This is a genomic window from Streptomyces sp. PH9007, assembly GCF_059813725.1.
Window position 1 is genome coordinate 2,101,710 of record NZ_CM187440.1, and the last position, 26,522, is coordinate 2,128,231.

Sequence of the window (26,522 nt, forward strand, 5' to 3'; positions counted from 1 at the left end):
ACACACTAGCCGCACGGTTCCGCGGGTCCGCACGGCGGTGACGTATTCCACCCGGGCCCGGCGAGGAGAATATTTAGATACTTCCGTTTTTCTGGTCCTTCGTCGGCAGCGAGGACGCGTAGATCAAGCCGTGGTGCAGGGCGTATCCGGTGCCGGCGACCGCCAGGACGACGGCCGCCACGGTCACCGCCAGCCGCCGCGCCCAGCGGGTGGCGCCGGGGTGGGTGCGGGCGGGGGCCGGGGCGCTTTCCTCGTACGGCCGGTGGCGCGTGGCCTGTCGGGGCAACCTCATGGTGCTGATCCTGCGGGCCCGCCGCCCGGGCGGCCACTGTCAGTCGGCGAAGTGGGTGACGCCCTCGCTCGTCCGGCGGGCGGCCAGCGCCGCCTCCTCCAGCCGGTCCGCGCCGGGAGCCAGCACCACCGAGGCGCCGGCCGCCAGCGGCGCGAACAGCCCCGCGGACAGCCCTTCCCAGGTGTCGTAGCCGCGCAGCGACAGCAGCCGGGCGCCGGCGGACAGGCCGAGGTCGCCGGCGTCCTCGCGGGCGGCGGCCAGCACCTCGGCGCCGGTCATCTCCTGGCCCTCGACCACCAGCACCGGGTCCTCGGGGCCCGGCGGGTCGAAGGAGGTGAAGGTGTCGCCCTGCCCGGGGATGAGCAGCGCGTGGTCCTGGAAGCCGTCCGGCGGACCGGCGGGGAAGCGGGCGCCGAGCGGGTGCAGGCTGACCGCGACGCGCTCACCGCGGCAGGCCCGGGCCTCCTCGATCCGGTCGGGGCCGGCGACGACGGCATCGGCGTCCTCCGGGTCGCCGTCGATCTCGGCGACGACTCCGGTGGCGGCGCACGCCAGCAGCCAGGCGGCGGTCTGCCAGTGGGTGGGCAGCAGCAGGGCGAGGCGCTGCCCGCGCTCGACGAGGAGGTCGTCCTGGAGGGCGTTGGCCATCTTCGCCACCCAATTGGCGAGGGTGGTCGCGGAGAGTTCCACGCGGGCACCGAGGGTGTCGTCGTAGTACGTCACCAGGGGGCGGCCGGGGTCCGCGGCCAGGGCGGAACGCAGCAGGTCGGCGGGGGTGTGTTCGGAAGAGTTCATCACCGCCACAGTACGCCGGGCGGGTTGCCGCCGCAGGGGGCCCGAGCGGGGGGCGGCGCGGCTCCTTGCTTACGGAGCGTCAGATTACAAATGGCAGTTTTGAACCACTGTGTCCACGATCATTGTCATGCGTGCATTCATTGCTTCCACCATCGGTGTCACCTGTGCTGCCGCACTCGCCGTCCCGCTCGTTCTGCCCCTGGGCACCGGGGGTGCCGTCGCCGCGTCCGCTCCCCGTACGGCCGCCACCAGCACGGAGGCGAGCGGGATCCAGTCGCTGCCGCTCGAACCGCTCGCTGCCGCGGCCCGTTCGGCGGACGGCGGCGGGGAGGTGGGGCTGCCGGCCCGGGAGACCGCACCGTTCTCGCTGCTCGGCGTCGTGTGGGCGGACGCCGCCGAGGAGTTGCACGGCGAGGCCGAGGTGCGCACCCGCGCCCTGGACGGCGACTGGTCCGGGTGGCAGCCGCTGGAGACCCACACCGACCACGCCCCGGACCAGAACACGGCCGAGGCGGCGGACGGCGCGCTGCGCGGCGGCACGGCGCCGCTGTGGGTGGGAGCCTCGGACGCCGTCGAGGTGCGGGTGTGGCCCGAGGACGGCACGGCGCCGGTGACCGGGCTCCCCGAGGGGCTGAGCCTGGAACTCATCGACCCGGACACCGGACTCGACGCCGCGGTCGCCGTCGACGCCGCCGGCACCAGCGTGGCCTCCGGCCGGGGCGCGACACCCGCCGCGGGCACCTCGGACAGCGGGGCGCAGTCCGCCGCCGCCTCGTACCCGGGGCCGCGCCCGCCGATCACCACCCGGGCCGGCTGGGGCGCCGACGAGAGCCTGCGCGAGAGCGCCTTCGCCTACACCGACATGGTGAAGACGGTCTTCGTGCACCACACCGCGGGCGGCAACAACTACTCCTGCTCGGAGGCCCCCGCCATCATCCGCGGCATCTACCGGTACCACGTGCAGTCCCAGGGCTGGCGGGACGTCGGCTACAACTTCTTCGTGGACAAGTGCGGCACCATCTACGAGGGCCGGGCCGGCGGCGTGGACCGGGCCGTGCAGGGCGCGCACACCGCCGGGTTCAACCACAACAGCATGGGCGTGGCCCTCCTGGGCAGCCACGGCTCCACCGCCCCCACCAAGGAGGCCCTGAACGCGGTCTCCCAGCTGTCGGCCTGGAAGCTGGGCCTGTCCGACATCAACCCCAAGAGCTCCCGCAACCGCACCTCGATGGGCGGCGGCCTCTACGCGAAGGGCGTCACGGTGAAGATGGCCAACATCTCGGGCCACCGCGACGGCTTCGCCACCGAGTGCCCCGGCGAGAAGCTGTACGCGCAGCTGCCCGCCATCCGTTCCACCGCTGCCGGGTTCCAGGGCCGCTGACCGCCTCGGGCGCCGGGCCGGCCACCGGCTAGCCTGGCCGGAACATGACCGAACGCCCTCTCGAAGAACACTGGACTCCGCCCGGGTCCCAGCCGTACGACCTGCGCCGCAGCATCGGAGTGCTGCGGCGCGGGCCGTACGATCCCGCGTTCGGCACCGATCCCGACGGCACGCTGTGGCGGGCCACCCGCACCCCGCACGGACCGGCCACGCTGCGGCTGCGCCAGGACCACGCGCCGGACCGCACCGTGCGCGCCGCCGCCTGGGGCCCGGGCGCCGGCTGGGTGCTGGAGCGGCTGCCGGCCCTGCTGGGCGGCGAGGACGACCCGTCCGGCTTCGTCCCCCGGCACCGGGTGGTGGCCGAGTCCTGGCGCCGCAACCAGGGTCTGCGGCTGATCCGTACCGGCCAGGTCATGGAGGTCCTGGTGCCCTGCGTGCTGGAGCAGCGGGTCACCACCGAGGACGCGCACCGTTCGTGGCGGCTGCTGCTGCGCCGGTTCGGCGAACCGGCCCCGGGGGCGCCGCACCTGTACGTGCCGCCGGACGCGCGCACCCTGGTCCGCGTCCCGTCGTGGGAGTGGCACCGGGCGGGGGTGGACGGCAAGCGGTCGGCGGCGATCGTCCGGGCGGCCCGGGTGGCGCGCCGGATGGAGGAGGCGGCGGCGATGGACCTGCCGGCGGCCGTCGCCCGGCTGTGCGCGATCGACGGCATCGGCCCCTGGACGGCGGCCGAGACGCTGCAGCGCAGCAACGGCGCGCCGGACGCGGTGACGGTGGGGGATCTGCATCTGCCCGGCCTGATCGGCTACGCGCTCACCGGGGTACGGGGCGCGGACGACGCGCGGATGCTGGAGCTGCTTGAGCCGTACGCCGGGCAGCGTCACCGGGCGGCCCGGCTGATCCTGCTGTCGGGGGTCGCCCCGGCCCGGCGCGCTCCGCGTCAGCGGCACGCGCGGATCGCCCGGCTGTGAGCCGGCGTGCGCCGCGCTGACCGCCGGGGCACGGTGACAAAGCTCACCGCCCGGCTCACGCGCCGCGCGACTCCTTGATGGCCCGCCGCCTGGCCAGCCGGTGGCTGCGGCGGATCTGCGCCTCCTGGTGACGGCGGCGGTCCTCGTCGTTCTCGGGCACGACCGGGGGGACGGGGCGGGGCTTTCCGTTGTCGTCGACGGCGGCGAAGACGAGGTAGGCGGTGCCGACCCGGGTGGCGGGGGTGGACTCGTTCCAGCGCTCGGCCATGACCTTGACGCCGATCTCCATGGAGGAGCGGCCCGTCCAGTTGCACTGGGCGTGTACATGCACCAAGTCGCCGACCTTGACGGGCTCCAGAAACACCATCTCGTCCATCGAGGCGGTGACGGCGGGGCCGCCGGAGTGCCGTCCCGCGACGGCGCCCGCGGCGTCGTCGACGAGCTTCATGATGACTCCCCCGTGCACGGTTCCCATCAGATTGGTGTCGTTCTGGGTCATGATGTGCGACAGGGTGGTGCGCGAGGCGCCGGTGGGCTTGCCGGGAAGATCGTTCTCCGGGCGGGAAATGACGTGGTCTGTCATAAGACCAGCGTAAGGCGGGGAATCCTTGTGCATCAGCTCTGCCACAAGTGACCGGGGCCACTCCCCACCGGCCCTGGCCCCGGGGGACACTGCTGAGTTATGAGCGACTGGCCCCAGGGATGGACGGACGACGATCAGCCGCGCGCGGACCGCTACGGGCGGGGCAGCGGCAGCGGCCCCGAGGGCGCCCGGGTGATGCCGCACGTACGGCGGCCCGCGCCGGGCGGCACACCCCAGGGGCCTCCGCAGCCGAGAGGCGGCGGCCATGACGCGTACGACGACGGTTACAGCGAGGGGCAGGTCTACCGGGGCTCGGGGCAGGGCGGCCCGCGCCATCCCGGTCCGCCGCCGGCCGCGCGGGGCCCGTACGACGACGGCGGGCCGCCGCGGCGGCCCGTCCGCTGGGGACGGCGGATAGGGTACTCGGCGCTCGCGCTGGTGCTGGCGCTGCTGGTGATCGCGACCGGCACGTACTTCTGGGCGAACAGCAAGCTCAACCGTGACGTGGACCTCGCCTCCGTCGAGGACCGGCCGGACAGCGGCAAGGGCACCAACTATCTGATCGTCGGCTCGGACAGCCGCGAGGGGCTGAGCGACGAGCAGAAGAACGATCTGTCCACCGGCTCGGCCGAGGGCAAGCGCACGGACACCATGATCCTGCTGCACGTCGGGGACAACGGCTCCACGATGATCTCGCTGCCGCGTGACTCGTGGGTGACGATCCCGGAGTTCACCGGCTCGGTGTCCGGCAACCGCATCCCGGCCCAGCAGCAGAAGCTCAACGCCGCCTTCTCCATCGAGGGCCCCGAGCTGCTGGTGCGGACGGTGGAGTACAACACCGGGGTGCGCATCGACCACTACGTGGAGGTCGGCTTCGGCGGCTTCGCCAATGTCGTGGACGCGCTGGGCGGGGTCGAGATGTGCTTCGACAAGGCCATCCAGGACAAGAACAGCGGCGCCGACTTCGCCGAGGGCTGCCAGACGCTGAACGGCGCCGAGTCGCTGGCGTTCAACCGGCAGCGGTACCAGGAGGCCGAGGGCGACCTGGGCCGTACCAAGAACCAGCAGAAGTTCCTGGGCGCGCTGGCTTCCCAGACCGGCTCCCCGGCCACCGTGCTGAATCCGTTCAAGCTGTACCCGACGCTGAGCGCCACCACGGACGCGCTGATCGTCGACAAGGACATGAGCCTGTGGCAGCTGGGCCGGATGTTCCTGGCGATGCGCGGCGCCGAGCAGATGAACATCCCGGTCGCCAACCCCGGTTACGCCACCGACAAGGGCTCGGCGGTGCTGTGGGACATGGAACAGACCGAACTGCTGATGAGCCAGATCAACAATGACGAGAAGGTCACCGTCGGCGTGAAGGACTGAGCGGACGCAGGAAGACCGGAAGCCGCCGGGTGGCGGGCGGACGGAACGGAAGGAGGGGCGGGACGGCCGGTCGGCCGTCCCGCCCCTCTCCTGTCCTCAGTCCTCAGTCCTCACCTCACGCGGTGGGGCGGCCCATCGCCCGGTACGTCCAGCCGGCCTTGCGCCACACCGCCGGGTCCAGGGTGTTGCGCCCGTCCAGGATGCGGCGCTCGGTGACGACCTCGCCCAGCGCGGCCGGGTCCAGCTCGCCGAACTCGCGCCACTCCGTCAGGTGCAGCACGGCGTCCGCGCCCCGGGCCGCGGTCAGCGCGGTGTCCGCGTAGCGCAGGGTGGGGAAGACTGCGCGGGCGTTCTCGGTGCCCTTGGGGTCGTACACCGTCACCTGGGCGCCCTGAAGGTGGAGCTGGCCGGCGACGTTGAGCGCCGGGGAGTCCCGTACGTCGTCGGAGTCCGGCTTGAAGGTGGCGCCGAGGATGGCGATCCGCCGGCCGAGCACCGAGCCGCCCAGGGCCTCCTGGGTCAGCTCGATCATGTGGGCGCGGCGCCGCATGTTGATGGAGTCGACCTCGCGCAGGAAGGTGAGCGCCTGGTCCACGCCGAGTTCGCCGGCCCGGGCCATGAAGGCGCGGATGTCCTTGGGCAGGCAGCCGCCGCCGAAGCCGATGCCGGCCCGCAGGAACTTGTGGCCGATCCGGTCGTCGTACCCGAGCGCCTCGGCGAGGCGCACCACGTCGCCGTCGGCCGCCTCGCAGATCTCGGCCATCGCGTTGATGAAGGAGATCTTGGTGGACAGGAAGGCGTTGGCCGCCGTCTTGACCAGCTCGGCGGTGGGCAGGTCGGTGGCCAGGAACGGGGAGCCCTCGGCGATCGGGGTCGCGTACACCTGGCGCAGCAGCGTCTCGGCGCGCTCGCCGGTGACACCGGCGACGATCCGGTCGGGGTGCAGGGTGTCCTGGACCGCGTAGCCCTCGCGCAGGAACTCGGGGTTCCAGGCCAGCTCGATGTCGGCGGCGGCCGGGGCGAGTCCGGAGATGAGCGCGGCGAGCCGGGCGGCGGAGCCGACCGGGACGGTGGACTTTCCGACCACCAGCGCCGGGCGGTTCAGGTGCGGGGCGAGCGAGGTGACGGCCGCGTCGACGTAGCTCATGTCGCAGGCGTACTCGCCCGCCTTCTGCGGGGTGGTGACGCAGATGAAGTGCACATCGCCGAACTCGCCGGCCTCCGGGTAGGAGGTGGTGAAGCGCAGCCGCCCCGTCGAGCCCTCGATCCCGGCCACATGACGGCGCAGCAGCTCTTCGAGGCCCGGCTCGTACATCGGGGCGCGGCCTGCTCTGAGCAGGTCGATCTTCTCCTCGGCGATGTCGAGGCCCAGCACCTCGAAGCCCAGTTCGGCCATGGCGGCGGCATGGGTCGCGCCGAGATAGCCGGTGCCGATGACGGTGATCTTGAGCGGGGGCATGAAGCGAGCATAGTCCCCGTCTGGCGGGGGGAGGGTCCCAGGATCTAGGGTTAAGTTACTTAACAGTCATTAGCATGGTGGCGCGTCACACGGGAGTGAGTGCGGTGGCAGGAGCAGCGGACTTCGATCTCTACCGGCCGGCCGAGGAGCACGAGCTGCTCCGGGAATCCGTACGCGCCCTCGCCGAGGCGAAGATCGCCCCGCACGCGGCGGAGGTGGACGAGCAGGGCCGCTTCCCGCAGGAGGCGCTGGACGCCCTGGTGGCCAGTGATCTGCACGCGGTGCACGTGCCCGAGAGCTACGGGGGCGGCGGTGCGGACGCCCTGGCCACGGTGATCGTGATCGAGGAGGTGGCGCGGGTGTGCGCCTCCTCCTCCCTCATCCCGGCGGTCAACAAGCTGGGGTCGATGCCGGTGCTGCTGTCGGGCTCGGAGGAGCTGAAGGCGCGGTACCTGGCGCCGCTGGCGCGGGGCGAGGCGATGTTCTCGTACGCGCTGTCGGAGCCGGACGCCGGCTCGGACGCGGGCGGGATGCGCACCCGGGCGGTGCGGGAGGGCGACACGTATGTCCTCAACGGCGTGAAGCGCTGGATCACCAACGCCGGGGTCTCCGAGTACTACACGGTGATGGCGGTCACCGACGCGGACAAGCGCACCCGGGGCGGGATCTCGGCGTTCGTGGTGGAGAAGGGCGACGAGGGCGTGTCCTTCGGCGCCCCGGAGAAGAAGCTCGGCATCAAGGGCTCGCCGACCCGCGAGGTCTACCTGGACAACGTCCGCATCCCGGCCGACCGGTTGATCGGCGAGGAGGGCACCGGCTTCGCCACCGCGATGCGGACTCTGGACCACACTCGGATCACCATCGCGGCGCAGGCGCTGGGCATCGCGCAGGGCGCGCTGGACTACGCCAAGGGGTACGTCGCCGAGCGCAAGCAGTTCGGGCGTCCGGTCGGTGACTTCCAGGGCGTGCAGTTCATGCTGGCCGACATGGCGATGAAGCTGGAGGCGGCCCGCCAGCTGACGTACGCGGCGGCGGCGCGCTCGGAGCGCGGCGACTCCGACCTCACGTTCTTCGGCGCGGCGGCGAAGTGCTACGCCTCGGACGCGGCGATGGAGATCACCACGGACGCGGTGCAGCTGCTGGGCGGCTACGGCTACACCCGGGACTACCCGGTGGAGCGGATGATGCGGGACGCCAAGATCACCCAGATCTATGAGGGCACCAACCAGATCCAGCGCATCGTGATGGCGCGCAACCTGCCCTGACGCACGGGCCGGGAACGGCGGGCGGTCAGGGCGCGATGCCCTGGGCCGCCCGCCGTTTTTCCATGAGGGCCTCGACCCCGTCGAGGATGAAGTCGAGGCCGTAGAAGAACTCCTCCTCCGGCGTGGTGCGGTCATCGGCGAAGACGCCGGCCTCCACGATCGCGCTGAGCGCCGGGTAGCACCCCTCCTCCACCACCCTGGCCAGCACCTGGTGGTACGCGGCGCCCCATTCGGTGTAGGTCAGGCCGGTGGAGGGGGCGGCGCGGCGGACCACTTCGGCCTGGCGCGCCTCGGTCAGCGCGTAGCCGGAGATCACGCTGAGCACGCCCATCCGGTCCTCGGGGGTGAGCGGGGTGGGCTCCATGGCGGACAGGCCCGCTTCCATCCAGGCGACGTTGTTGGGCCCCATGGGCGGGGTGCCGATGGGGACGTCGAGCAGCCAGGGCCGGGCCATCAGGACCTGGTACTGGGCGTGCGAGAAGGCCCGGACCCGGGCGCGCCACTCGGTGGGCCAGTCGGTGGTCTCCGGCCGCCCGGTCGCCTGTTCGAACATCAGGTCGACGAGGTCGTCCTTGCCGGGGATGTACCGGTACAGCGACATGGTGGTGACTCCCAGCCGCTTGGCGACCTTGCCCATGGTCACCCCGGCCATGCCCTCCGCGTCCGCGAGCTCCACCGCGGTGTCCACGATCTGATCCACCGTCAGTGCACCGCGTGGCCCGCGGCTGCCCGGCCGCTGCCTGCGCCACAGCAGGTCGGCCGTGTGCTCGGGGTCGCGCCGCGCCGCCATGCCGTTCTCCTCCGGTCCCGTTCACGATTGACGCCATCTTAAAACTGTGTATCTTGTAGACAGTAGTGTACTTGATACACAGTTTCGGGGACGGGAAAGGCACCACCCATGGCAGAGCACGCCATCGTGGCCGAGGGGCTGCGCAAGCGGTACGGGGGCACCTACGCCCTCAACGGATTCGATCTCACCGTCGAGACGGGCACCCTGCACGGTGTGCTCGGCCCCAACGGCGCCGGCAAGACCACCGCCGTGCGGGCGCTGGCCACCCTGCTGCGGTACGACGCGGGCCGGGCCACCGTCTGCGGCCTGGACGTGGCGCGCGAGCCGCAGCGGGTACGCGGCGCCATCGGGCTCACCGGCCAGTACGCCGCCGTCGACGAGACGCTCAGCGGCCGGCAGAACCTGGTGATGTTCGGGCGGCTGCACCGGATGTCCAAGGCGGCGGCCGGACGGCGCGCCGACGAACTGCTGGAGCGGTTCGGCCTCACCGCCGCCGGCGCCAAGTCGGCCGGACAGTACTCCGGCGGCATGCGGCGCCGGCTGGACCTGGCCGCCAGCATCATCCGCACCCCCCGGGTGCTGTTCCTGGACGAGCCCACCACCGGACTCGACCCGCGCAGCCGCAACGAGGTGTGGGACGCGGTGCGCGACCTGCTCGCCGCCGGCACCACCGTGCTGCTGACCACGCAGTACCTGGAGGAGGCCGACCAGCTCGCCGACCGCATCTCGGTGGTCGACGCGGGCCGGGTCATCGCCGAGGGCACCGCCGACGAGCTGAAGGCCCGCATCGGGGGCGACCGGGTGGAGATCGTCACCCGGCGGGCCGGGGACCTGGTGACGGTGGCCGCCCTGCTGGAGCGGATAGCGGGCGCGCCCGCCACCACCGACCCGGACACCCGGCGGGTGGGCGTCCCGGTCACCGACCGGGTGGCGGCGCTGACCGAGGTCGTACGGGGTCTGCACGACGCCGGACTGACGGTGGAGGACATCGGCACCCGGCGGCCGACCCTCGACGAGGCGTTCCTGCACCTCACGGCGGGGCGTACGGGGAAGACGGAGGTGGCGGCATGAGGAAGCTCCGTCTGGCGGCGGCCGACAGCTGGGTGATGACGGGCCGCAACATGGCGCACGTGGTGCGCTCGCCCGAGGAGATCGGCATCTACTTCATGCTGCCGATCATGTTCGTGCTGGTCTTCGGCTACGTCTTCGGCAGCGGCATGCAGCTGCCGGACGGCGGCAACTACCGGGAGTTCCTGCTGCCGGGCGTGTTCGCGATGACCATGCTGTACGGGATGGGGGCCACCGCCACCTCGGTCGCGCACGACGCCCAGCGCGGGGTGGTGGACCGGTTCCGTTCGCTGCCGATCGCCCGCTCCGCGCTGCTGACCGGGCGCAGCGTCGCGGATCTGTTCCGGGCGCTGCTGGAGATCGCCGTCCTGGTGGGATGCGGGCTGCTGGTGGGCTGGACCTGGCACCGCGGCATCGGGTACGCGCTGCTGGCGGTGGCGCTCGTACTGGCGCTGCGGATCGCGATGACCTGGGTCGGGATCTTCGTGGGGCTGCTGGTGCCCAACCCGGACACGGTCGGCGTCATCGTCTTCCCGCTGGCCTTCCCGCTGACCGCGGTCTCCAACGTGTTCGTGGCGCCCGAGCTGATGCCGGGGTGGCTGGGCACGATCTCGGCGTGGAACCCGCTGTCGGCGACGGTGTCGGCGATCCGGGAGCTGTTCGGCAACCCGGGTCTGCACACGGCGGGCGCCAGCTGGCCGACGGAGAACGCGATGGCGCTCGCCATCGCGTGGCCGGTGGTCCTGGTCGCGGTGTTCGCGCCGCTGGCGGTACGCCGCTACCAGAACCTCAGCCGCTGAGCCGGAGCCGGGGGCCGGGCGGATAAGCCGGGGCCCGGGGCGGGTACGGAGAACGCCCGCCCCGCCGTCCACGGGGGGGCGGCGGGGCGGGCGGGGCCGGTGCGGGCGGCCGTCGGGGAGGCGTCAGAGAGTGACGCCCTGGGCCCGCAGGTAGGCCAGCGGGTCGATGTCCGAGCCGTAGTCGGCGCCGGTCCTGATCTCGAAGTGCAGGTGCGGCCCGGTGCTGTTGCCGGTGCTGCCGACGCCGCCGATCTCGTCACCGGCGGACACCGACTGGCCGGCGCTCACCGAGAGCGAGGACAGGTGGGCGTACTGGCTGTAGTGGCCGTCCGCGTGCTGGATGACGACCTGGTTGCCGTAGCTGCCGCCGTCGCCGGCCGAGATGACCTCGCCGTCGCCCACGGCCAGCACCGGGGTGCCGGTGGCGGCCGGGAAGTCGATGCCGGTGTGGTAGCCGCTGGCCCACATGGAGCCGGCCACCTTGTAGCCGGTCGCCAGGGCGCCGTCGGCGATCGGGGAGACCCAGCCGCCGGTCGCCGGGGCGGGCTCCGCCGCGGGGGTCTCCACCTCGGCGGTGGCCGTCTTGGTGCCCGCGTAGGTGGACAGCTCCAGCTTCAGGCCGGGCTTGATGAGACCGGCGTCGGCGCCGATGGCGGCCTTGTTGTCGGCGTACAGACCCTTCCAGCCACCCTCCAGACCCAGGTCGCGGGCGATCTTGCTCAGGGTGTCACCAGCCTTGACGGTGTACGTGGCGGTGACGGCCGGCTCGTCGGCGGCGTGTGCGGCACCGGCGGTGGCCAGCGGCACGGCGATGCCGGCGCCGCCGATGGCCAGCAGCACGGAGGCACGGGTGAGACGGGTGAAGCGATGGGCGCGCGAGGCGCGGTGACGACCGCGTCCGGACATACGGGGACTCCTCTCATCGCCTGCGAGGTGAGCTGTCGGGTTCGGGCCGAGAAGGAGCCCGGCCACTGCCGTCGGACGAGCCGCGCGGCGGTGGCTTCACCCCGAGCCGGTCCGTGCTGCGTACGGGCCGGCGGGAAGTGGTTCCCCCGCTCCTGTCATGGGGAAGGACTGCGTTTCCGTGGCCGGTGACAGGATTGGGCGTCCGGTCGCGGATCGTCGCGGGTGCGACGCGGGAGCACCGTAATCCCGTTAATTCGGACAAGACAACAAGCGGCGGCGGGCGCGGGCTTGATCACGCAACAGAAACGGGAATGATCACCTTCGGGCGATCATTCCCGTTCTGCACCAACTTCACGTATGAATGTCCCACTTGCCGACCTTGCGGAGCGGCGCCCCGCACCTCGCCGGAACCCCGTCAGGGGCGGAAAGTGAGGTCGGTCACCACGCATCTCCCAAGAGACGCTATCCCACCCAATGTTCTCAATGTCCGGAATCGGCAGTGACCGGGCCGTCCAGCTGCTCGATGGTGGCGTTCGAGGGACCGCGCCGCGCGCCGAGACCGGCGGCCACCGTCTCCGCGTCACGCAGCACGCGGACCGCGTTCTGCCAGGTCAGCTTGGCCAGATCGGCGTCCGACCAGCCGCGCCGCAGCAGCTCCGCGATGAGGTTGGGGTAGCCCGCCACCGAGTCCAGGCCCTGGGGCAGGAACGCCGTGCCGTCGAAGTCACCGCCGATGCCGAGGTGATCGACGCCCGCCACCTCGCGCATGTGGTCCAGATGGTCGGCCACCGTCGCCGGGGTCGCCACCGGACGCGGGTGGGCCTCCTCGAAGGCCCGCTGGACGCGCATACCGGCTTCCGTGGTGTCCAGGTGGTGCAGCCCGTGCGCGCGCATGTTCTCGTCCGCGCGGCGCGTCCACTCCACCGCCGCCGGCAGCACGAACTTCGGCACGAAGGTCGCCATCGCCACCCCGCCGTTGCCCGGCAGCGCGGCCAGCACGTCGTCGGGGATGTTGCGCGGGTGGTCGCACACGGCGCGCGCCGAGGAGTGCGAGAAGATCACCGGCGCCTCGCTGACCCGCAGCGCGTCGCGCATGGTGTCGGCGGAGACGTGGGAGAGATCGACGAGCATGCCGATCCGGTTCATCTCGCGCACGACCTCCTCGCCGAACGCGCTGAGGCCGCCGTGCCGGGGCTCGTCGGTGGCCGAGTCCGCCCAGTCGATGGTGTCGTTGTGGGTGAGCGTCATGTAGCGCACGCCCAGCGTGTACAGGGCGCGCAGCGTGGCCAGCGAGTTGTTGATGGAGTGCCCGCCCTCGGCGCCCATCAGGGAGGCGATCCGGCCCTCGGCGCGCGCCTTCTCCATCTCGTCCGCCGAGGCCGCCGGGGCGAGTTCGCCGGGGTGGCGGGCGAGCAGCTGCCGTACGACATCGATCTGCTCCAGGGTGGAGCTGACCGCCGCGTCGCCGGCGTAGTCGGAGCGGGTGTACACCGACCAGAACTGCGCGCCGACCCCGCCCGCCCGCAGCCGCGGCAGGTCGGTGTGCAGGTGGGCGCTCTGGTCGGTGGCGATGTCGCGCCGGTCCAGGTCGTAGCGGACCTGCTCGCGCAGCGCCCACGGCAGGTCGTTGTGGCCGTCCACCACGGGGTGTTCGGCGAGCAGGGCGCGGGCCCGCTCCAGGTGTGCGCTCAGGTCGCTCACCGGGCGGCCTCCCCGTCCTTGCGCAGCGAGGCCCGCAGCTTGCGGCCCTTCTCGGTGGCCTGCGCGTTGAGCACGGTCTGGAAGTCCCGCATCCGGTCGCGCAGCTTCGGGTCGTGCGCGGCGAGGATGCGCACCGCCAGCAGGCCGGCGTTGCGGGCGCCGCCCACCGAGACGGTGGCGACCGGCACCCCGGCCGGCATCTGCACGATGGACAGCAGCGAGTCCATGCCGTCCAGGTGCTTGAGCGGCACCGGGACGCCGATGACGGGCAGCGGGGTGAGGGCGGCGAGCATGCCGGGCAGATGGGCGGCGCCGCCGGCGCCGGCGATGATGGCCTTCAGCCCGCGCTCGGCGGCCCGTTCGCCGTAGGTGACCATCTCGCGCGGCATGCGGTGCGCGGAGACCACGTCCGCCTCGTAGGGCACCTCGAACTCGTCGAGGGCCTGGGCGGCGGCCTGCATGACCGGCCAGTCGGAGTCGGAGCCCATGACCAGGCCGACCACGGGAGGTGCGGCCGGCGCGTTACGGATGCTCATTCGTCGATCGTTCCCCGCAGGTAGTCGGCGGCGTGCCGGGCGCGTTCGCGGACCTCGGACAGCTCGTCGCCGTAGGTGGTGACATGGCCGACCTTGCGGCCGGGCTTCACGTCCTTGCCGTACATATGGATCTTCAGCCCGGGGTCGCGTGCCATGCAGTGCAGATACGCCGGGTACATGTCCGGGTAGTCGCCGCCCAGGACGTTGACCATGACGGTCCACGGGGCGCGCGGGCGGGGGTCGCCCAGCGGGAGGTCGAGGACGGCCCGCAGGTGGTTGGCGAACTGGGAGGTGATGGCGCCGTCCTGGGTCCAGTGGCCGGAGTTGTGCGGGCGCATCGCCAGCTCGTTGACCAGCACCCGGCCGTCGGTGGTCTCGAACAGCTCGACGGCGAGGTGGCCGGTGACGTTCAGCTCGGCGGCGATCCGCAGGGCCAGCTGCTGGGCGGCGGCGCCCAGCTCCTCGGGCAGGCCGGGGGCGGGTGCGATGACCGTGTCGCACACGCCGCGCACCTGGATGGACTCCACGACCGGGTACGCCACGGCCTGGCCGTGCGGGGAGCGGACCACGTTGGCGGCCAGCTCGCGCGTGTAGTCGACCTTCTCCTCGGCGAGCACCGGCACGCCGGCCAGGAACGGCTGGGCGATGGCCGCGTCCTCGGCGGAGTCCACCACCCACACGCCCTTGCCGTCGTAGCCGCCGCGCACGGTCTTCAGGACGACGGGGAAGCCCCCGGCCTCCTCGGCGGCGAACCGCGCCACATCGGCCGGGTCGGCGACGATCCGGTGCCGGGGGCAGGGGATGCCGAGCTCGGTCAGGCGGGCCCGCATGACGCCCTTGTCCTGGGCGTGCACCAGGGCGTCGGGGCCGGGGCGCACGGGGATGCCGTCCGCCTCCAGTGCGCGCAGATGTTCGGTCGGGACGTGCTCGTGATCGAAGGTGATCACATCGCAGCCCTTCGCGAAGGCACGCAGGGTGTCGAGATCGCGGTAGTCGCCGATGACGACCTCCCCCACGACCTTGGCCGCCGAGTCCTGCGGCGTATCGCTGAGAACCTTGAACTTGATGCCGAGCGGGATGCCCGCTTCGTGGGTCATCCGGGCGAGCTGCCCGCCGCCCACCATGCCGACTACCGGAAATGTCACGGTGCCCAGGGTATCGGCCGGGTGCGGGGCTGCCGTGGGCAGTGGTGGGGAAGGAGCCGGGAGACGTCCGGGGAGCCCGTACGGAACCGGCCGGGAGCGTACGGAACCGGCGGGGCCCGTGCTCGCGTCGGCTCCGGGTACGGCCCGCCCGTGGCCGGCAGTGCTCCGCCGCGGTCTCCCGGCGGCCTTCGCGCGGCGGGTCCGGCTGTTCACCGGGCGCCGTGCCGGGGGAGCTGGTTAGCATGATCGCAGTCTTATGTGATGTTCTGTACGATTTTGCTGTGCCGCCGACGTGACACGGAAAGGGTCCGATGCGCCCCAGGCTCCCGCTGCCTCCCCCGCTCGCCCGCGAGGCGGCGAAGTTCGGCACGGTCGGCGCCTTCGGCTTCCTCGTCAACGTCGTGGTCTTCAACCTCTGCGCCCAGGCGCTGGGCGTCGAACCGCTGCTGTCCGGGCTGCTGGCCACCTGCGCCGCCATCACGGCCAACTACTTCGGCAACCGGCACTGGACCTACCGGGACCGCGACAAGGGCAGGCAGCGCCGCGAGGCCGGGCTGTTCGTGCTGTTCTCGTGCGTCGGCCTGCTGCTGGAGAACGCGGCGCTCGCCATCTCGCACTACGGCCTCGGCTTCACCTCGGTGCTCGCCGACAACCTCGCCAAGAACGTGATCGGGCTGGGCATCGCGTCGGCGTTCCGCTTCTGGTCCTACCGCACCTGGGTCTTCAAGGAGCGCGCGCCCCGCGACGGCCGCCCCGCTCACTCCCCCGCCGACGCCGTCTGATCGGCCTCCCGGCTCAGGAACAGCGCGAACACCGGGGGCCGCTGCTGGAGCAGCTCAAGACGCCCGCCGTCCGCCTCCGCGAGATCACGGGCCACCGCGAGTCCCAGCCCGGTGGAGTTGCGGCCGGACACCGTCCGCTCGAAGACCCGCGCGCCCAGCTCCACCGGCACCCCGCGGCCCTCGTCCGTGACCTCGACGACCACCTGGTTGCCGGTGGTGCGGGTGCGCAGCGCCACCGTGCCCGCGCCGTGCATGAGTGAGTTCTCGATCAGGGTGGCCAGCACCTGCGCCACGGCCCCGGGGGTGCCCACGGCGCGCAGCCCGGCCTTGCCCGAGTGCACCAGGGCCCGCCCGGTGCCCCGGTAGGCGGGCTTCCACTCCTCCAGCTGCTGGAGGACGACCTCGTCGATGTCGAAGCCGACCGCCGAGCTGGAACGGGCGTCGCGCGAGTTCGTCAGCAGCCGCTGCACCACATCCGTGAGCCGCTCCACCTGGGTGAGCGCGATCGCCGCTTCCTCCTGCACCGTGTCGCGGTCGTCGGCGGTGGCGATGATCTCCTCCAGCCGCATGGACAGCGCGGTCAGCGGCGTCCGCAGCTGGTGGGAGGCGTCGGCGGCCAGCCGGCGCTCGGCGGTGAGCATCCGGGCGATCCGCTCGGCGCTGCCGTCCAGCACATCCGCCACCCGGTCCAGCTCGGCGACCCCGTAGCGGCGGTGGCGCGGGCGCGGATCGCCCGAGCCCAGGCGCTCGGCGGTCTCGGCGAGGTCGGTCAGCGGGGCGGAGACCCGGGCGGCCTGCCGTACGGCGAGCAGCGCGGCGGCGGCGACGGCCCCCAGCGACACCACCAGGATGATCATCAGAATGCGGGTGATCTCGTCATCGACGACGCTGCGCGGCTGCCGCACGGTGACGGTCTCGCCGTTCACCCCACTCTCGGTGGCGGTCAGGGCGTCCGCGCCGGCCTGGACGCCCAGCGAGATGGGCGGGTGCTCCGGCTGCTCGATGAGCACATGGCGGTCCTCCGGCACGAAGGACGCCATCTTCGCGGCGGTGACCTGCTCGCCGGCCGCGATCCGGCTCTCCACGACCGCGACCAGCCGGGCCGCCTCCGACTGGAGCCGGTCGCGGGCGGTGGACTCGATGGAGCGGGCCTCGACGAAGAACAGCGAGACGCCGAAGACCGCGATGACGACCAGGACGACGGCGAGGGTGGAATTGATCAGACGGCGGCGCACGGGGTGGTGATCAGCTCTTCTCGAAGCGGAAGCCGACGCCCCGTACGGTGGCGATGTAGCGCGGGTTGGCGGCGTCGTCGCCGAGCTTCTTGCGCAGCCAGGAGATGTGCATGTCGAGCGTCTTGGTGGAGGACCACCAGGTGGTGTCCCACACCTCGCGCATGAGCTGCTCGCGGGTGACCACCCGCCCGGCGTCCCGTACCAGGACCCGCAGCAGATCGAACTCCTTGGCGGTCAGATGCAGCTCGGTCTCGCCCATCCAGGCCCGGTGCGACTCCACGTCGATGCGGATGCCGTGCACGGCGGGGGCGACGGCGGGCTCGGTGGTGCCGCGCCGCAGCAGGGCCCGGACCCGGGCCAGCAGCTCGGCCAGCCGGAAGGGCTTGGTGACGTAGTCATCGGCACCGGCGTCCAGACCGACGACGGTGTCCACCTCGTCCGCGCGGGCGGTCAGCACCAGGACCGGCAGGCCAAGCCCCTCGGTGCGCAGCCGCCGGCACACCTCCAGACCGTCCATGCCCGGCAGGCCGAGGTCGAGCACGACCAGGTCCACGTCGCCGCGCAGCCCGGCACGCAGCGCGCCGGGGCCGTCCTCGCGCACCTCCACCTCGTAGCCCTCACGGCGCAGGGCGCGGGCCAGCGGCTCTGAGATGGATGCGTCGTCCTCGGCGAGCAAAACTCGGGTCATGGGGCCGATGGTAGACGGCCCGGACTGCTCGTCCCGGTGGGATACGGCAGGTCGTGCCCCGGGGGCACTCATGGGGCGGTGGGTGCCGCCAGTTCGGCCCAGACCGTTTTTCCGGGGGCGCCGGAGCCGTCCTGTGGGCCGGCCTCACGGGCCACGCCCCAGTCCAGGCACAGGCGCTGCACGATGAACATGCCGTGGCCGCCGGGGCGCCCGGCGCGGCGGGCGAGGTCGGGGGCGGGCAGTCCGCTGCCGCGGTCGGAGACCTCCACGCGCAGCACCTTGGGGCCGCAGCCCAGGCGCAGCTCGTCGGGGCCGTTCGCGTGCAGGCAGGCGTTGGTCACCAGCTCGGAGACGACCAGCAGGGCGTCCTCGGCGGCGGCCCTGGCCTCGTCGGTGGCGGCGGGCAGCCATCCCCAGTCGTGCAGGGCGGCGCGGGCGAACTCACGGGAGCGCGAGACCACGCCGGAGGTACCGATCAGGCGCAGCCGGCGGATCTGGCGCACCGCCTCGGCCCGGTCGGGCCGAACCGCCCCACCGGGGCCGGCGGCCTCCACCGCCGCGTCGTCCCCACCGTGCTCTCCCGCCGGATACGGATGGGTCGTACTCACTGCACGCCTCCCTCGCCGTATCACCACGTGCCGCCGCACCTGAGCCGCACCGATCTATCGCTCTGATAGATCGCCCTGACCTGCCGGCCGGTTCCCGGGCCGGCCGCCGGCTCCATCTGGGTCCGGCGTGCCTGGGCTCCTGCCCGGAAGAGCGAGGAGAACACCCGCCCGATCCGGGGAATAGTGTGACCCGGCCGACCCCCTCCCGTACAGCGGGGCCGACCTGCGCAAACGGGGGAAGGATCAGCTGCCGGGAAGCGCCGCGAGGGCGTCGTCCAGGCTCGGGTGCACGGAGAAGACCGCGCCCGCGCCGGTGATCTCGAAGACACGGGCCACCATGGGCCGCATCGCGGCGAGGTGGACGCCGCCACCGGCGGCCTCGGCGTCCACGCGGGTGGACAGGAGCACATTGAGTCCGGTGGAGTCGCAGAACTCCAGGCCCGAGCAGTCGATAACGATTCGGGAACATCCGCCGGCGACGCAATCGTCGAGTGACTCACGCAACATTCCGGCGGAATGGTGATCGAGTTCCCCCGCGGGCGAGACAACCGCTCCGGCGTCGATACGCCGCACATCGACCGTCAACTGGCGCCGGTTTCCGCTGCCCGGCATCGCGCGGTCCATGCAGCCCCCTTCAATTGGAATGGGCTTCCTGGCTAGCACCGAACCTTAGCCCGTTGCGACGTGGCCCAACACCCGAACAGGACAGACATAGCAATCAATTCAGACATAGCAGACTTGCTATTCCCGGCGGAAGACGGGTAGGGCTAGTAAGGCAACAGCAGACCACGCCGGCTTTGGAGGCGCCGCACCTCGCAGTGCACGTCATGGCTTCGGCAGCCATATGCCGAGAGACTACGGAGGACACCCATGTCACCCGCCCCCCGGACAGAAGAACCGCATAGCGTGACCGAGCAGCCCACGGTGCACGAGATCTCCGAGGCCGCCGCCCCGTCGGCGCCCGAGAGCATTCACGAGCTGCTGCCCGAGATCCCCGAGGATCAGCGATTCGACGAGATCGCCCCGATGGACGCGCGTGCGCTGTCCAAGAGCCTGTTCGTCAGGCTGCGGAATCTCGAAGAGGGCACCCACGAGTACGCGTATGTCCGCAACACCCTGGTTGAGCTGAATCTGGCGCTGGTGAAGTTCGCCGCCTCGCGATTCCGCTCCCGCAGTGAGCCGATGGAGGACATCGTCCAGGTCGGCACCATTGGACTTATCAAGGCGATCGACCGATTCGAGGCCGATCGCGGGGTGGAATTCCCCACCTTCGCGATGCCCACGATCATCGGGGAGATCAAGCGTTTCTTCCGCGACACCTCCTGGTCGGTACGGGTGCCGCGACGACTCCAGGAACTGCGCCTGGACCTGGCCAAGGCCGGCGACGAACTCGCGCAGCAGCTGGACCGCTCCCCGACCGTGGCCGAGCTCGCCGAGCGGCTGAACCTCAGCCACGACGAGATCGTGGAGGGCATGGCCGCCTCCAACGCGTACACCGCCAGTTCGCTGGACGCGCAGCCCGAGGAGGACGACGCGGAGGGCGCGCTGGCCGACCGGATCGGCTACGAGGACCACGGCCTGGAGGGCATCGAGTACGTCGAGTCCCTCAAGCCGCTCATCGCCGAACTGTCGCCGCGCGACCGCAAGATCCTCTCGCTGCGGTTCGTGGCCAACATGACGCAGTCGGAGATCGGCGAAGAGCTGGGCATCTCCCAGATGCACGTCTCGCGGCTGCTCGCGAGAACGCTGCGCAAGCTGCGCCAAGGTCTGATGGTCGAGGACTGACCGCGCGACCGCCGTCCGGGGCCGGAGCTCCGCGGCGGCGTACCGGACGCAGGGGCCCGGCCGGGCCGTAGGGTGGCATCCATGGAGCTGCTGTCCGTCAACATCGGCCGGGCCCGCGTCGTTTCGTACACCGACACGGCGGGCGGGTTCACCGGCATCGACAAACGCCCGGTGGCCGGCCCCGTCGCGGTGGCCTCCCCCGGCCCGAGCGGCGCGGGCGGCAGCGGGCTGGCCGGCGACACGGTGAGCGACGCGCGCCACCACGGCGGGGCCGACCAGGCGGTGTACGCCTTCGCCCGCGAGGACCTGGACCGCTGGGAGGCCGCGCTGGGGCGCGAACTGGCGCCCGGGGTCTTCGGCGAGAACCTCACGACGCTCGGCGTCGACGTCAACGGCACCCTCATCGGGGAGCGGTGGCAGATCGGTGACGAGGTCGTCCTGGAGGCCACCGCGCCGCGCATCCCGTGCCGCACATTCGCCGAATGGCTGGGCGAGCGCGGCTGGGTCAAGCGCTTCACCCAGGACGCGGCGCCCGGCGCGTACTTCCGAGTCCTGCGGCCCGGCACGGTGCGGGCCGGCGACCCCGTACGGGTGCTGCACCGGCCCGACCACGAGGTGACGGTGGCGTTCCTCTTCCGCGCCAGGACGACGGCCCCCGAGCTGCGCCCGCGGGTCATCGCGGCGGGCGAGGCCCTGTCGCTGGAGGAGCACGCCCGCGCGGTGACGTGGGCGCGGCAGGCCGCTGCCGGTTAGCGGGATTCCGTACGGCGGGGCAGCGTGCGTTCGGTGAAGTGCCGGCGCACGGAGAAGTACAGCCCGAAGGACACCACGGCCGCCACCGCGAACGGCGTGCGCGGGCCCGCCTCGCGGCCCGCCGTCTGTTTCACCAGTGTCACCGGCCCACCCCGGCACGGGGGTTGTGGCCGCGCCATGGGGACTCGCCCTGGCCGGTGCCTTACGGGACGCGGGCGCCGTCCCGCCAGACCGCCTCGATCAGCGGGACGCCGGGGCGGTACGCGAGATGCACCGGGGAGGGCGCGGCGAGCAGGGCGAGGTCGGCGCGGGCGCCCGGGGTGAGGTGGCCGATGTCGTCGCGGGCCAGGGCGGCGGCGCCGCCGGCCGTGGCGGACCACAGGGCCTCGTCGGGGGTCATGCCCATCTCGCGGACGGCGACGGCGAGGCAGAAGGGCATGGAGGAGGTGTACGAGGAGCCCGGGTTGCAGTCGGTGGCCAGCGCGACGGTGACGCCCGCGGTCAGCAGGCGGCGGGCGTCGGGGTACGGGGAGCGGGTGGAGAACTCGCAGCCGGGGAGCAGGGTGGCGACGGTGTCGCCGTCGGCGAGCGCGGTGACGTCCGCGTCGGTGAGGTGGGTGCAGTGGTCGGCCGAGACGGCGCCGGCCTCGACGGCAAGTTGGACGCCGGGGCCCGGACCGAGCTGGTTGGCGTGCACCCGGGGGGCCAGGCCCCTGGCGCGGCCGGCGGCCAGGATCGTCCGGGCGGCGTCCGCGCCGAACGCGCCGCGCTCGCAGAAGACATCGATCCAGCGGGCGTACGGGGCGCAGGCGTCGAGCATCGGGCCGGTGACGAGGGCGACGTAGGCGTCCGGGTCCTCGGCGTACTCGGGTGCGGTGATGTGCGCGCCGAGGTAGGTGGTCTCGGGGGTGTGGGCGCGGGCGACGCGCAGGGCGCGGGCCTCGTCGTCGGTGGTGAGGCCGTAGCCGGACTTGGTCTCCACGGTGGTGGTGCCCTGGCGCCGCATCTCGGTGAGGTGGGCGGCCAGGTTGGCGTCGAGCTGCTCGTCGCTCGCACGGCGGGTGGCGGTGACGGTGGAGCGGATGCCGCCGGCGGTGTAGGGGCGGCCGGACATGCGGGCGGTGAATTCCTCGGTGCGGTCGCCGGCGAACAGCAGGTGGGAGTGGGAGTCGACGAAGCCCGGGATGACGGCCCGCCCGGCCGCGTCGTGGTGACTGTCAGTGGCGGGTGTTTCACTGGTCGTACCGATCCAGGCGATGCGGTCGCCGTCGATGACGACGGCCGCGTCGTGGAGTTGTCCGAGCGGGCCGTGGCCCAGGGAGGGGTTGTTGGTGATGAGCGTGCCGATGTGGGTGATTGCCGTGCTGGCCATCGTCGTCGTCCTCAGCGGGGGTGGTTCAGGGCGCGGATGGTACGGGCCAGGGTGCCGGCCGTGTCGTGGACGGTCTGGTGCACGCCGTCGCGCACGATGTGCCGGCCGCCGACCACGGTGTGCCGGACATCGGCGGCGGTGGCGGCGTAGATCACCGCCTCGGTGGCGAGTGAGGGGGCGGGGCCCGCCGTACGGACGGTGTCCAGCGCCACGGTGGTGAAGTCGGCGAGCGAGCCGGGTTCCAGGCGGCCGGCGTCGGCCCAGCCGAGCGCCGCGTGGCCCTCCTCGGAGGCGGTGCGCAGCAGTTGGGCGGCGGTCCAGTGGCCGCGGGCGCGGGTGCGCAGCCGTTCGTTGAGTTCCAGGGCGCGGGCCTCTTCGAGGAGGTCGATGACGGCGTGGCTGTCGCTGCCCAGGCTCAGGGGGCTGCCGGCGCGTTCGAGGGCGGCGGCGGGGCCGATGCCGTCGGCGAGGTCGCGTTCGGTGGTGGGGCACACGCACACGCCGGTGCCGGTGGCGCCGAGCAGGGTGATGTCGTCGTCGGTGAGATGGGTGGCGTGCACGGCGGTGGTGCCGGGGCCCAGGATGCCGTGGTCGGCGAGCAGCCGGGTGGGGGTGCGGGCGTGGGCGCGGTGGCAGGCGTCGTTCTCGGCGGGCTGCTCGGACAGATGGAGGTGCAGGGGGGCGCCGCGGTCGCGCGCCCAGTCGGCGACGGTGGTGAAGGCGGTGGCGGGGACGGCGCGTACCGAGTGGATGGCGGCGCCGATCCGGGCGTGGCCGGTGTCGGCCAGGGCGGCGGCGCGGGTCGCCCAGGCGTCGGCGGTGCCGTCGCTGAAGCGGCGTTGCTGCGGGGTCGGCGGGGTGCCGAAGCCGGAGGTGAGATAGCAGGTGTCGAGGAGGGTGAGGCGGATGCCGGCCTCGCCGGCGGCGGCGATCAGGGCCTCGCCCATGGCGTTGGGGTTCTGGTACGGGGTGCCGCCGGGGGCGTGGTGCACGTAGTGGAACTCGCCGACGCAGGTGATGCCGGCCAGCGCCATCTCGGCGTAGACGGCGCGGGCGAGTTCGTGGGCGGATTCGGGGGTGAGCTGGGAGGCGACCAGGTACATGGCCTCGCGCCAGGTCCAGAAGGTGCCGCCGCCGATCTGGGCGGCGCCGCGCAGCGCGCGGTGGAAGAAGTGGCTGTGGGCGTTGGCCAGTCCGGGGACGGTGAGCCCGCCGAGCGGGACGGCGCCGACCGGCGGCTCGGGGACGCCGGTGCGGACGGCGGTGATCCGGCCGTCCGCACCGGTGGAGATGACCGTGCCGGCCTCGACCGTGCCGTTGAGCCAGGCATGGGCGGCCCAGTACGTCTGTGCGCTCAGCGACACACCAGTTCCTCCAGTACCTCGGCGAGGGCGGTGACGCCGGCCTCGCAGTCGTCCTCGGTGGCGTGCTCGGTGGGCGCGTGGGAGATCCCGGTGGGGTTGCGCACGTAGAGCATGGCCGTGGGCACGGTGGCGGACAGAATCCCGGCGTCGTGCCCGGCGCCGGTCGGCAGCAGCGGCGCGCCGCCGTGCCGCTCGGTGAGCAGGGCGGCCAGCCGGTCGCGCAGCGCGGTGTCGAACTCGACGAGGCCGGTGCGGGATTCCTCGGTGACGGTGACGCCGACCCCGTCGCGGTCGCCGCGTTCGGCGGCGGCCCGCTCGATCTCGGCGACCATGGCGTCCAGCGTGGGCCGGTCGGCGGCGCGGGCGTCCAGCCAGCCGCGTACCAGGGAGGGGATGGCGTTGACGCCGTTGGGTTCGACGGCGACCTTGCCGAAGGTGGCGAGCGCCCCGGCCAGCCGGGCCTTCTTGCGGGCGCCGAGCACGGTGGTGGCGTAGGTCAGCATCGGGTCGCGGCGGTCTTCGAGGCGGGTGGTGCCCGCGTGGTTGGCGGCGCCGTGGAAGTCGAACCGCCAGCGTCCGTGCGGCCAGATCGCGGAGGCGACGCCGACGGGGTGCGGGGTGTGGTCCAGGGCCCGGCCCTGTTCGATGTGCAGTTCGACGAACGCGCCGATGCGGGCGAGCCGTTCGGGGTCGGCGCCGATGGCGTCCGGGTCCTGCCCGGCGCGTTCCATGGCCTGCGGCAGGGTGATGCCGTGGGCGTCGCGCAGGCTGTGGGCGCGTTCGGGGGTGAGGATGCCGGTGGCCAGCCGGGAGCCGACGCAGGCGACGCCGAACCTGGCGCCCTCCTCGTCGGTGAAGTTGACGATGCCCAGCGGCCGTCCGCCGGGCGGCACCCGGTCCACGGCGGCGAACGCGGACACCACCCCGAGCGGCCCGTCGAAGGCGCCGCCGTCGGGCACCGAGTCCAGGTGGGAGCCGGTGACCACGGCGTCCCCGGCGGCGGGGTCGCCGCGCCAGGCCCACTGGTTGCCGTTGCGGTCCACCTCGTAGCGCAGTCCGCGTACCTGGGCCTGGTCGCGGAACCAGTCGCGGCAGTCGCCGTCGGCGCCGCCCCACGCGTACCGCCGGTAGCCGCCGGTGCCGGAGTCGCGCCCGATGGGCGCCAGGTCCCGCCACATGGCGGGGAAGCCGTCCGCCATCACGCCTCCCCCTCCCGCATGGGGACGCGGACGCCCCGCTCGGCCGCGACGGTCTCGGCGCTCTCGTAGCCGGCGTCGACGTGCCGGATGACGCCCATGCCCGGGTCGTTGGTCAACACCCGCTGGATCTTCTCGCCGGCCAGCCGGGTGCCGTCCGCGACGGTGACCTGTCCGGCGTGCAGGGAACGGCCCATGCCGACGCCGCCGCCGTGGTGCAGGGAGACCCAGGAGGCGCCGGAGGCGACGTTGACCATGGCGTTGAGCAGGGGCCAGTCGGCGATGGCGTCGGAGCCGTCCCGCATGGCCTCGGTCTCGCGGTAGGGGGAGGCGACGGAGCCGCAGTCCAGGTGGTCGCGGCCGATGACGACCGGGGCGGCGAGTTCACCGGAGGCGACCATGTCGTTGAAGCGTTCGCCCGCCCGGTCGCGTTCGCCGTAGCCGAGCCAGCAGATCCGCGCGGGCAGGCCCTGGAAGCGGACGCGTTCGCCGGCCAGCTTGATCCAGCGGGCCAGCGACTCGTTCTCGGGGAAGAGGTCCAGGACGGCCCGGTCGGTGGCGGCGATGTCGCGCGGGTCCCCGCTCAGGGCCGCCCAGCGGAAGGGCCCCTTGCCCTCGCAGAACAGCGGCCGGATGTAGGCGGGGACGAAGCCGGGGAAGGCGAACGCCCGCTCGTACCCGGCCAGCCGGGCCTCGCCCCGGATCGAGTTCCCGTAGTCGAAGACCTCCGCGCCCGCGTCCTGGAAGCCGACCATCGCGGCGACGTGGCGGGCCATCGACTCCCGGGCCCGCCGGGTGAAGCCGGCCGGGTCGCGTTTAGCCTCGTCCGCCATGTCCTCGAAGGCGGTGTCCACCGGCAGATAGGCCAGCGGGTCGTGGGCGCTGGTCTGGTCGGTGACGATGTCGATGGGCGCGCCCAGCTCCAGCAGCCGGGGTACGGCCTGCGCCGCGTTGCCCAGCACGCCGATGGACAGCGGGCGGCGCGCGTCACGGGCCTCCTCCGCGCGCCGCACCGCGTCCTCCAGGGAGTCGGCGCGGACGTCCAGGTAGCCGTGTTCGATGCGCCGGGCGATGGCGCGCGGGTCGCAGTCCACGCAGATGACGACGCCGTCGTTCATGGTGACGGCCAGCGGCTGGGCGCCGCCCATGCCGCCCAGCCCTGCGGTGAGGGTGATGGTGCCGGCCAGGGTGCCGCCGAACCGCTTGGCGGCGACGGCGGCGAAGGTCTCGTAGGTGCCCTGGAGGATGCCCTGGGTGCCGATGTAGATCCAGGACCCGGCGGTCATCTGCCCGTACATGGTCAGGCCCAGTTGCTCCAGCCGGCGGAACTCCTCCCAGTTGGCCCAATCGCCCACCAGGTTGGAGTTGGCCAGCAGCACCCGGGGCGCCCACTCGTGGGTGGTGAGCACACCCACCGGGCGGCCGGACTGGACCAGCAGCGTCTCGTCACCGCGCAGCGTGCGCAGGGTGCGGGTGAGGACGTCGAAGGAGGCCCAGTCGCGGGCGGCCTTGCCGGTGCCGCCGTAGACGACCAGTTCGTCGGGGTGCTCGGCGACCTCGGGGTCGAGGTTGTTGTGCAGCATGCGCAGGGCGGCCTCCTGCTGCCACCCCCGGGCACTCAGCTCGCTGCCGCGCGGCGCGCGCACGGGTCGCGGTCCTGACATCGCCCCTGCCTC

Annotated in this window: 27 protein-coding genes and 1 riboswitch; of the genes, 9 read left to right on the forward strand and 18 right to left on the reverse strand. The window is 72.7% G+C overall.

Annotated elements, in window-relative coordinates:
• Positions 1-73: 73 nt before the first annotated feature.
• Both ACTFAP_RS09390 and ACTFAP_RS09395 read right to left on the reverse strand, forming a co-directional pair.
• A complete protein-coding gene (locus ACTFAP_RS09390) occupies positions 74-292 on the reverse strand; it encodes a hypothetical protein (protein WP_400012338.1) in 219 nt (72 codons plus the stop codon).
• A gap of 39 nt (positions 293-331) precedes the next feature.
• The gene (locus ACTFAP_RS09395) at positions 332-1,087 is read right to left on the reverse strand and encodes a TIGR03089 family protein (RefSeq protein WP_400012337.1); all 756 of its coding nucleotides are present in this window, start codon (positions 1,085-1,087) and stop codon (positions 332-334) included.
• A 127-nt stretch (positions 1,088-1,214) separates the two neighbouring features.
• On the opposite strand from ACTFAP_RS09395, the gene ACTFAP_RS09400 reads away from it, so the two are divergent.
• Both ACTFAP_RS09400 and ACTFAP_RS09405 read left to right on the forward strand, forming a co-directional pair.
• Entirely contained in the window at positions 1,215-2,468 is a 1,254-nt protein-coding gene (locus ACTFAP_RS09400) for a peptidoglycan recognition protein family protein (RefSeq protein WP_500468788.1), read from the forward strand.
• Between the two features lie 44 nt (positions 2,469-2,512).
• Complete coding sequence (locus ACTFAP_RS09405; protein ID WP_436980605.1) at positions 2,513-3,439, forward strand: DNA-3-methyladenine glycosylase family protein; 927 nt, start codon at positions 2,513-2,515, stop codon at positions 3,437-3,439.
• A 55-nt stretch (positions 3,440-3,494) separates the two neighbouring features.
• Here ACTFAP_RS09405 and ACTFAP_RS09410 read toward each other — a convergent pair whose 3' ends face one another.
• Positions 3,495-4,022: an acyl-CoA thioesterase gene (locus ACTFAP_RS09410; RefSeq protein WP_390121899.1), complete on the reverse strand. Its 528-nt coding sequence runs from the start codon at positions 4,020-4,022 to the stop codon at positions 3,495-3,497.
• A gap of 99 nt (positions 4,023-4,121) precedes the next feature.
• Between ACTFAP_RS09410 and ACTFAP_RS09415 the strand changes: the two genes are divergently transcribed.
• On the forward strand, positions 4,122-5,393 hold the full coding sequence (locus ACTFAP_RS09415) for an LCP family protein (protein ID WP_500468789.1): 1,272 nt from the start codon (positions 4,122-4,124) through the stop codon (positions 5,391-5,393).
• A gap of 115 nt (positions 5,394-5,508) precedes the next feature.
• Here ACTFAP_RS09415 and ACTFAP_RS09420 read toward each other — a convergent pair whose 3' ends face one another.
• Entirely contained in the window at positions 5,509-6,852 is a 1,344-nt protein-coding gene (locus tag ACTFAP_RS09420; protein WP_495684211.1) for a nucleotide sugar dehydrogenase, read from the reverse strand.
• Between the two features lie 104 nt (positions 6,853-6,956).
• Between ACTFAP_RS09420 and ACTFAP_RS09425 the strand changes: the two genes are divergently transcribed.
• On the forward strand, positions 6,957-8,117 hold the full coding sequence (locus ACTFAP_RS09425) for an acyl-CoA dehydrogenase family protein (protein WP_495684212.1): 1,161 nt from the start codon (positions 6,957-6,959) through the stop codon (positions 8,115-8,117).
• Between the two features lie 25 nt (positions 8,118-8,142).
• Here ACTFAP_RS09425 and ACTFAP_RS09430 read toward each other — a convergent pair whose 3' ends face one another.
• The gene (locus ACTFAP_RS09430) at positions 8,143-8,907 is read right to left on the reverse strand and encodes a TetR/AcrR family transcriptional regulator (protein WP_500468790.1); all 765 of its coding nucleotides are present in this window, start codon (positions 8,905-8,907) and stop codon (positions 8,143-8,145) included.
• A 108-nt stretch (positions 8,908-9,015) separates the two neighbouring features.
• Between ACTFAP_RS09430 and ACTFAP_RS09435 the strand changes: the two genes are divergently transcribed.
• Together ACTFAP_RS09435 and ACTFAP_RS09440 are read left to right on the forward strand one after the other, a co-directional pair.
• Entirely contained in the window at positions 9,016-9,978 is a 963-nt protein-coding gene (locus ACTFAP_RS09435) for an ATP-binding cassette domain-containing protein (protein ID WP_500468791.1), read from the forward strand.
• Positions 9,975-10,775, forward strand: a complete 801-nt coding sequence (locus ACTFAP_RS09440; protein ID WP_500468792.1) for an ABC transporter permease — start codon at positions 9,975-9,977, stop codon at positions 10,773-10,775. Before ACTFAP_RS09435 ends, ACTFAP_RS09440 begins: the two co-directional genes overlap by 4 nt.
• A 123-nt stretch (positions 10,776-10,898) precedes the next feature.
• Here the strand turns inward: ACTFAP_RS09440 and ACTFAP_RS09445 are convergent, their stop codons facing one another.
• The 4 genes from ACTFAP_RS09445 to ACTFAP_RS09460 all read right to left on the reverse strand — a co-directional run bounded on the left by ACTFAP_RS09445 (position 10,899) and on the right by ACTFAP_RS09460 (position 15,063).
• Complete coding sequence (locus ACTFAP_RS09445) at positions 10,899-11,681, reverse strand: peptidoglycan DD-metalloendopeptidase family protein (RefSeq protein ID WP_495684216.1); 783 nt, start codon at positions 11,679-11,681, stop codon at positions 10,899-10,901.
• Positions 11,682-11,686: 5 nt separating this feature from the next.
• Positions 11,687-11,858: riboswitch (cyclic di-AMP (ydaO/yuaA leader) on the reverse strand.
• A 303-nt stretch (positions 11,859-12,161) separates the two neighbouring features.
• The gene (locus ACTFAP_RS09450) at positions 12,162-13,373 is read right to left on the reverse strand and encodes a membrane dipeptidase (RefSeq protein WP_495684922.1); all 1,212 of its coding nucleotides are present in this window, start codon (positions 13,371-13,373) and stop codon (positions 12,162-12,164) included.
• Positions 13,374-13,378: 5 nt separating this feature from the next.
• Positions 13,379-13,918, reverse strand: coding sequence for a 5-(carboxyamino)imidazole ribonucleotide mutase (gene purE / locus ACTFAP_RS09455; RefSeq protein WP_500468793.1), 540 nt, complete (start codon positions 13,916-13,918; stop codon positions 13,379-13,381).
• Positions 13,915-15,063, reverse strand: a complete 1,149-nt coding sequence (locus ACTFAP_RS09460) for a 5-(carboxyamino)imidazole ribonucleotide synthase (RefSeq protein ID WP_500468794.1) — start codon at positions 15,061-15,063, stop codon at positions 13,915-13,917. The genes purE and ACTFAP_RS09460 overlap by 4 nt, the downstream gene beginning before the upstream one ends.
• Before the next feature lie 311 nt (positions 15,064-15,374).
• Between ACTFAP_RS09460 and ACTFAP_RS09465 the strand changes: the two genes are divergently transcribed.
• Positions 15,375-15,845, forward strand: a complete 471-nt coding sequence (locus tag ACTFAP_RS09465; RefSeq protein ID WP_390121909.1) for a GtrA family protein — start codon at positions 15,375-15,377, stop codon at positions 15,843-15,845.
• On the opposite strand, the gene ACTFAP_RS09470 is transcribed toward ACTFAP_RS09465, so the two are convergent.
• The 4 genes from ACTFAP_RS09470 to ACTFAP_RS09485 form a co-directional block, all read right to left on the reverse strand.
• Complete coding sequence (locus ACTFAP_RS09470) at positions 15,821-17,080, reverse strand: ATP-binding protein (protein ID WP_495684220.1); 1,260 nt, start codon at positions 17,078-17,080, stop codon at positions 15,821-15,823. The genes ACTFAP_RS09465 and ACTFAP_RS09470 overlap by 25 nt on opposite strands.
• Before the next feature lie 10 nt (positions 17,081-17,090).
• A complete protein-coding gene (locus ACTFAP_RS09475; RefSeq protein WP_390121911.1) occupies positions 17,091-17,768 on the reverse strand; it encodes a response regulator transcription factor in 678 nt (225 codons plus the stop codon).
• 68 nt (positions 17,769-17,836) lie between these two features.
• A complete protein-coding gene (locus ACTFAP_RS09480; RefSeq protein ID WP_500468795.1) occupies positions 17,837-18,376 on the reverse strand; it encodes an ATP-binding protein in 540 nt (179 codons plus the stop codon).
• Between the two features lie 243 nt (positions 18,377-18,619).
• Positions 18,620-19,000 carry an STAS domain-containing protein gene (locus tag ACTFAP_RS09485; protein WP_386536618.1) on the reverse strand — a complete coding sequence of 127 codons (381 nt, stop codon included), beginning with the start codon at positions 18,998-19,000 and terminating at the stop codon, positions 18,620-18,622.
• A gap of 246 nt (positions 19,001-19,246) precedes the next feature.
• Between ACTFAP_RS09485 and ACTFAP_RS09490 the strand changes: the two genes are divergently transcribed.
• Both ACTFAP_RS09490 and ACTFAP_RS09495 read left to right on the forward strand, forming a co-directional pair.
• A complete protein-coding gene (locus tag ACTFAP_RS09490; RefSeq protein WP_390121914.1) occupies positions 19,247-20,161 on the forward strand; it encodes an RNA polymerase sigma factor SigF in 915 nt (304 codons plus the stop codon).
• 81 nt (positions 20,162-20,242) lie between these two features.
• Complete coding sequence (locus tag ACTFAP_RS09495; RefSeq protein WP_495684223.1) at positions 20,243-20,914, forward strand: MOSC domain-containing protein; 672 nt, start codon at positions 20,243-20,245, stop codon at positions 20,912-20,914.
• Here ACTFAP_RS09495 and ACTFAP_RS09500 read toward each other — a convergent pair.
• From ACTFAP_RS09500 to hutU, 5 genes are read right to left on the reverse strand one after another with little or no spacing between them, the layout of a single operon-like run.
• Positions 20,911-21,057 (reverse strand): hypothetical protein, encoded by a 147-nt coding sequence (locus ACTFAP_RS09500; protein WP_495684224.1) that lies wholly within the window; start codon positions 21,055-21,057, stop codon positions 20,911-20,913. The genes ACTFAP_RS09495 and ACTFAP_RS09500 overlap by 4 nt on opposite strands.
• Before the next feature lie 59 nt (positions 21,058-21,116).
• Complete coding sequence (gene hutI, locus ACTFAP_RS09505; protein WP_500468796.1) at positions 21,117-22,286, reverse strand: imidazolonepropionase; 1,170 nt, start codon at positions 22,284-22,286, stop codon at positions 21,117-21,119.
• Positions 22,287-22,297: 11 nt separating this feature from the next.
• Positions 22,298-23,650 (reverse strand): formimidoylglutamate deiminase, encoded by a 1,353-nt coding sequence (locus ACTFAP_RS09510; protein ID WP_500468797.1) that lies wholly within the window; start codon positions 23,648-23,650, stop codon positions 22,298-22,300.
• On the reverse strand, positions 23,641-24,849 hold the full coding sequence (locus tag ACTFAP_RS09515; protein ID WP_495684227.1) for an allantoate amidohydrolase: 1,209 nt from the start codon (positions 24,847-24,849) through the stop codon (positions 23,641-23,643). Before ACTFAP_RS09515 ends, ACTFAP_RS09510 begins: the two co-directional genes overlap by 10 nt.
• Positions 24,849-26,510: a urocanate hydratase gene (gene hutU, locus ACTFAP_RS09520; protein ID WP_500468798.1), complete on the reverse strand. Its 1,662-nt coding sequence runs from the start codon at positions 26,508-26,510 to the stop codon at positions 24,849-24,851. The genes ACTFAP_RS09515 and hutU overlap by 1 nt, the downstream gene beginning before the upstream one ends.
• Positions 26,511-26,522 lie beyond the last annotated feature (12 nt).

Excerpts from the sequence above, each read along its gene's own strand:
- ACTFAP_RS09390 (WP_400012338.1), bottom strand. The coding sequence starts at position 292 with ATGAGGTTGCCCCGACAGGCCACGCGCCACCGGCCGTACGAGGAAAGC.
- ACTFAP_RS09395 (WP_400012337.1), bottom strand. The coding sequence starts at position 1,087 with ATGAACTCTTCCGAACACACCCCCGCCGACCTGCTGCGTTCCGCCCTG.
- ACTFAP_RS09400 (WP_500468788.1), top strand. The coding sequence starts at position 1,215 with ATGCGTGCATTCATTGCTTCCACCATCGGTGTCACCTGTGCTGCCGCA.
- ACTFAP_RS09405 (WP_436980605.1), top strand. The coding sequence starts at position 2,513 with ATGACCGAACGCCCTCTCGAAGAACACTGGACTCCGCCCGGGTCCCAG.
- ACTFAP_RS09410 (WP_390121899.1), bottom strand. The coding sequence starts at position 4,022 with ATGACAGACCACGTCATTTCCCGCCCGGAGAACGATCTTCCCGGCAAG.
- ACTFAP_RS09415 (WP_500468789.1), top strand. The coding sequence starts at position 4,122 with ATGAGCGACTGGCCCCAGGGATGGACGGACGACGATCAGCCGCGCGCG.
- ACTFAP_RS09420 (WP_495684211.1), bottom strand. The coding sequence starts at position 6,852 with ATGCCCCCGCTCAAGATCACCGTCATCGGCACCGGCTATCTCGGCGCG.
- ACTFAP_RS09430 (WP_500468790.1), bottom strand. The coding sequence starts at position 8,907 with ATGGCGGCGCGGCGCGACCCCGAGCACACGGCCGACCTGCTGTGGCGC.
- ACTFAP_RS09435 (WP_500468791.1), top strand. The coding sequence starts at position 9,016 with ATGGCAGAGCACGCCATCGTGGCCGAGGGGCTGCGCAAGCGGTACGGG.
- ACTFAP_RS09440 (WP_500468792.1), top strand. The coding sequence starts at position 9,975 with ATGAGGAAGCTCCGTCTGGCGGCGGCCGACAGCTGGGTGATGACGGGC.
- ACTFAP_RS09445 (WP_495684216.1), bottom strand. The coding sequence starts at position 11,681 with ATGTCCGGACGCGGTCGTCACCGCGCCTCGCGCGCCCATCGCTTCACC.
- purE (WP_500468793.1), bottom strand. The coding sequence starts at position 13,918 with ATGAGCATCCGTAACGCGCCGGCCGCACCTCCCGTGGTCGGCCTGGTC.
- ACTFAP_RS09465 (WP_390121909.1), top strand. The coding sequence starts at position 15,375 with ATGCGCCCCAGGCTCCCGCTGCCTCCCCCGCTCGCCCGCGAGGCGGCG.
- ACTFAP_RS09475 (WP_390121911.1), bottom strand. The coding sequence starts at position 17,768 with ATGACCCGAGTTTTGCTCGCCGAGGACGACGCATCCATCTCAGAGCCG.
- ACTFAP_RS09485 (WP_386536618.1), bottom strand. The coding sequence starts at position 19,000 with ATGGACCGCGCGATGCCGGGCAGCGGAAACCGGCGCCAGTTGACGGTC.
- ACTFAP_RS09490 (WP_390121914.1), top strand. The coding sequence starts at position 19,247 with ATGTCACCCGCCCCCCGGACAGAAGAACCGCATAGCGTGACCGAGCAG.
- ACTFAP_RS09495 (WP_495684223.1), top strand. The coding sequence starts at position 20,243 with ATGGAGCTGCTGTCCGTCAACATCGGCCGGGCCCGCGTCGTTTCGTAC.
- hutI (WP_500468796.1), bottom strand. The coding sequence starts at position 22,286 with ATGGCCAGCACGGCAATCACCCACATCGGCACGCTCATCACCAACAAC.
- ACTFAP_RS09515 (WP_495684227.1), bottom strand. The coding sequence starts at position 24,849 with ATGGCGGACGGCTTCCCCGCCATGTGGCGGGACCTGGCGCCCATCGGG.
- hutU (WP_500468798.1), bottom strand. The coding sequence starts at position 26,510 with ATGTCAGGACCGCGACCCGTGCGCGCGCCGCGCGGCAGCGAGCTGAGT.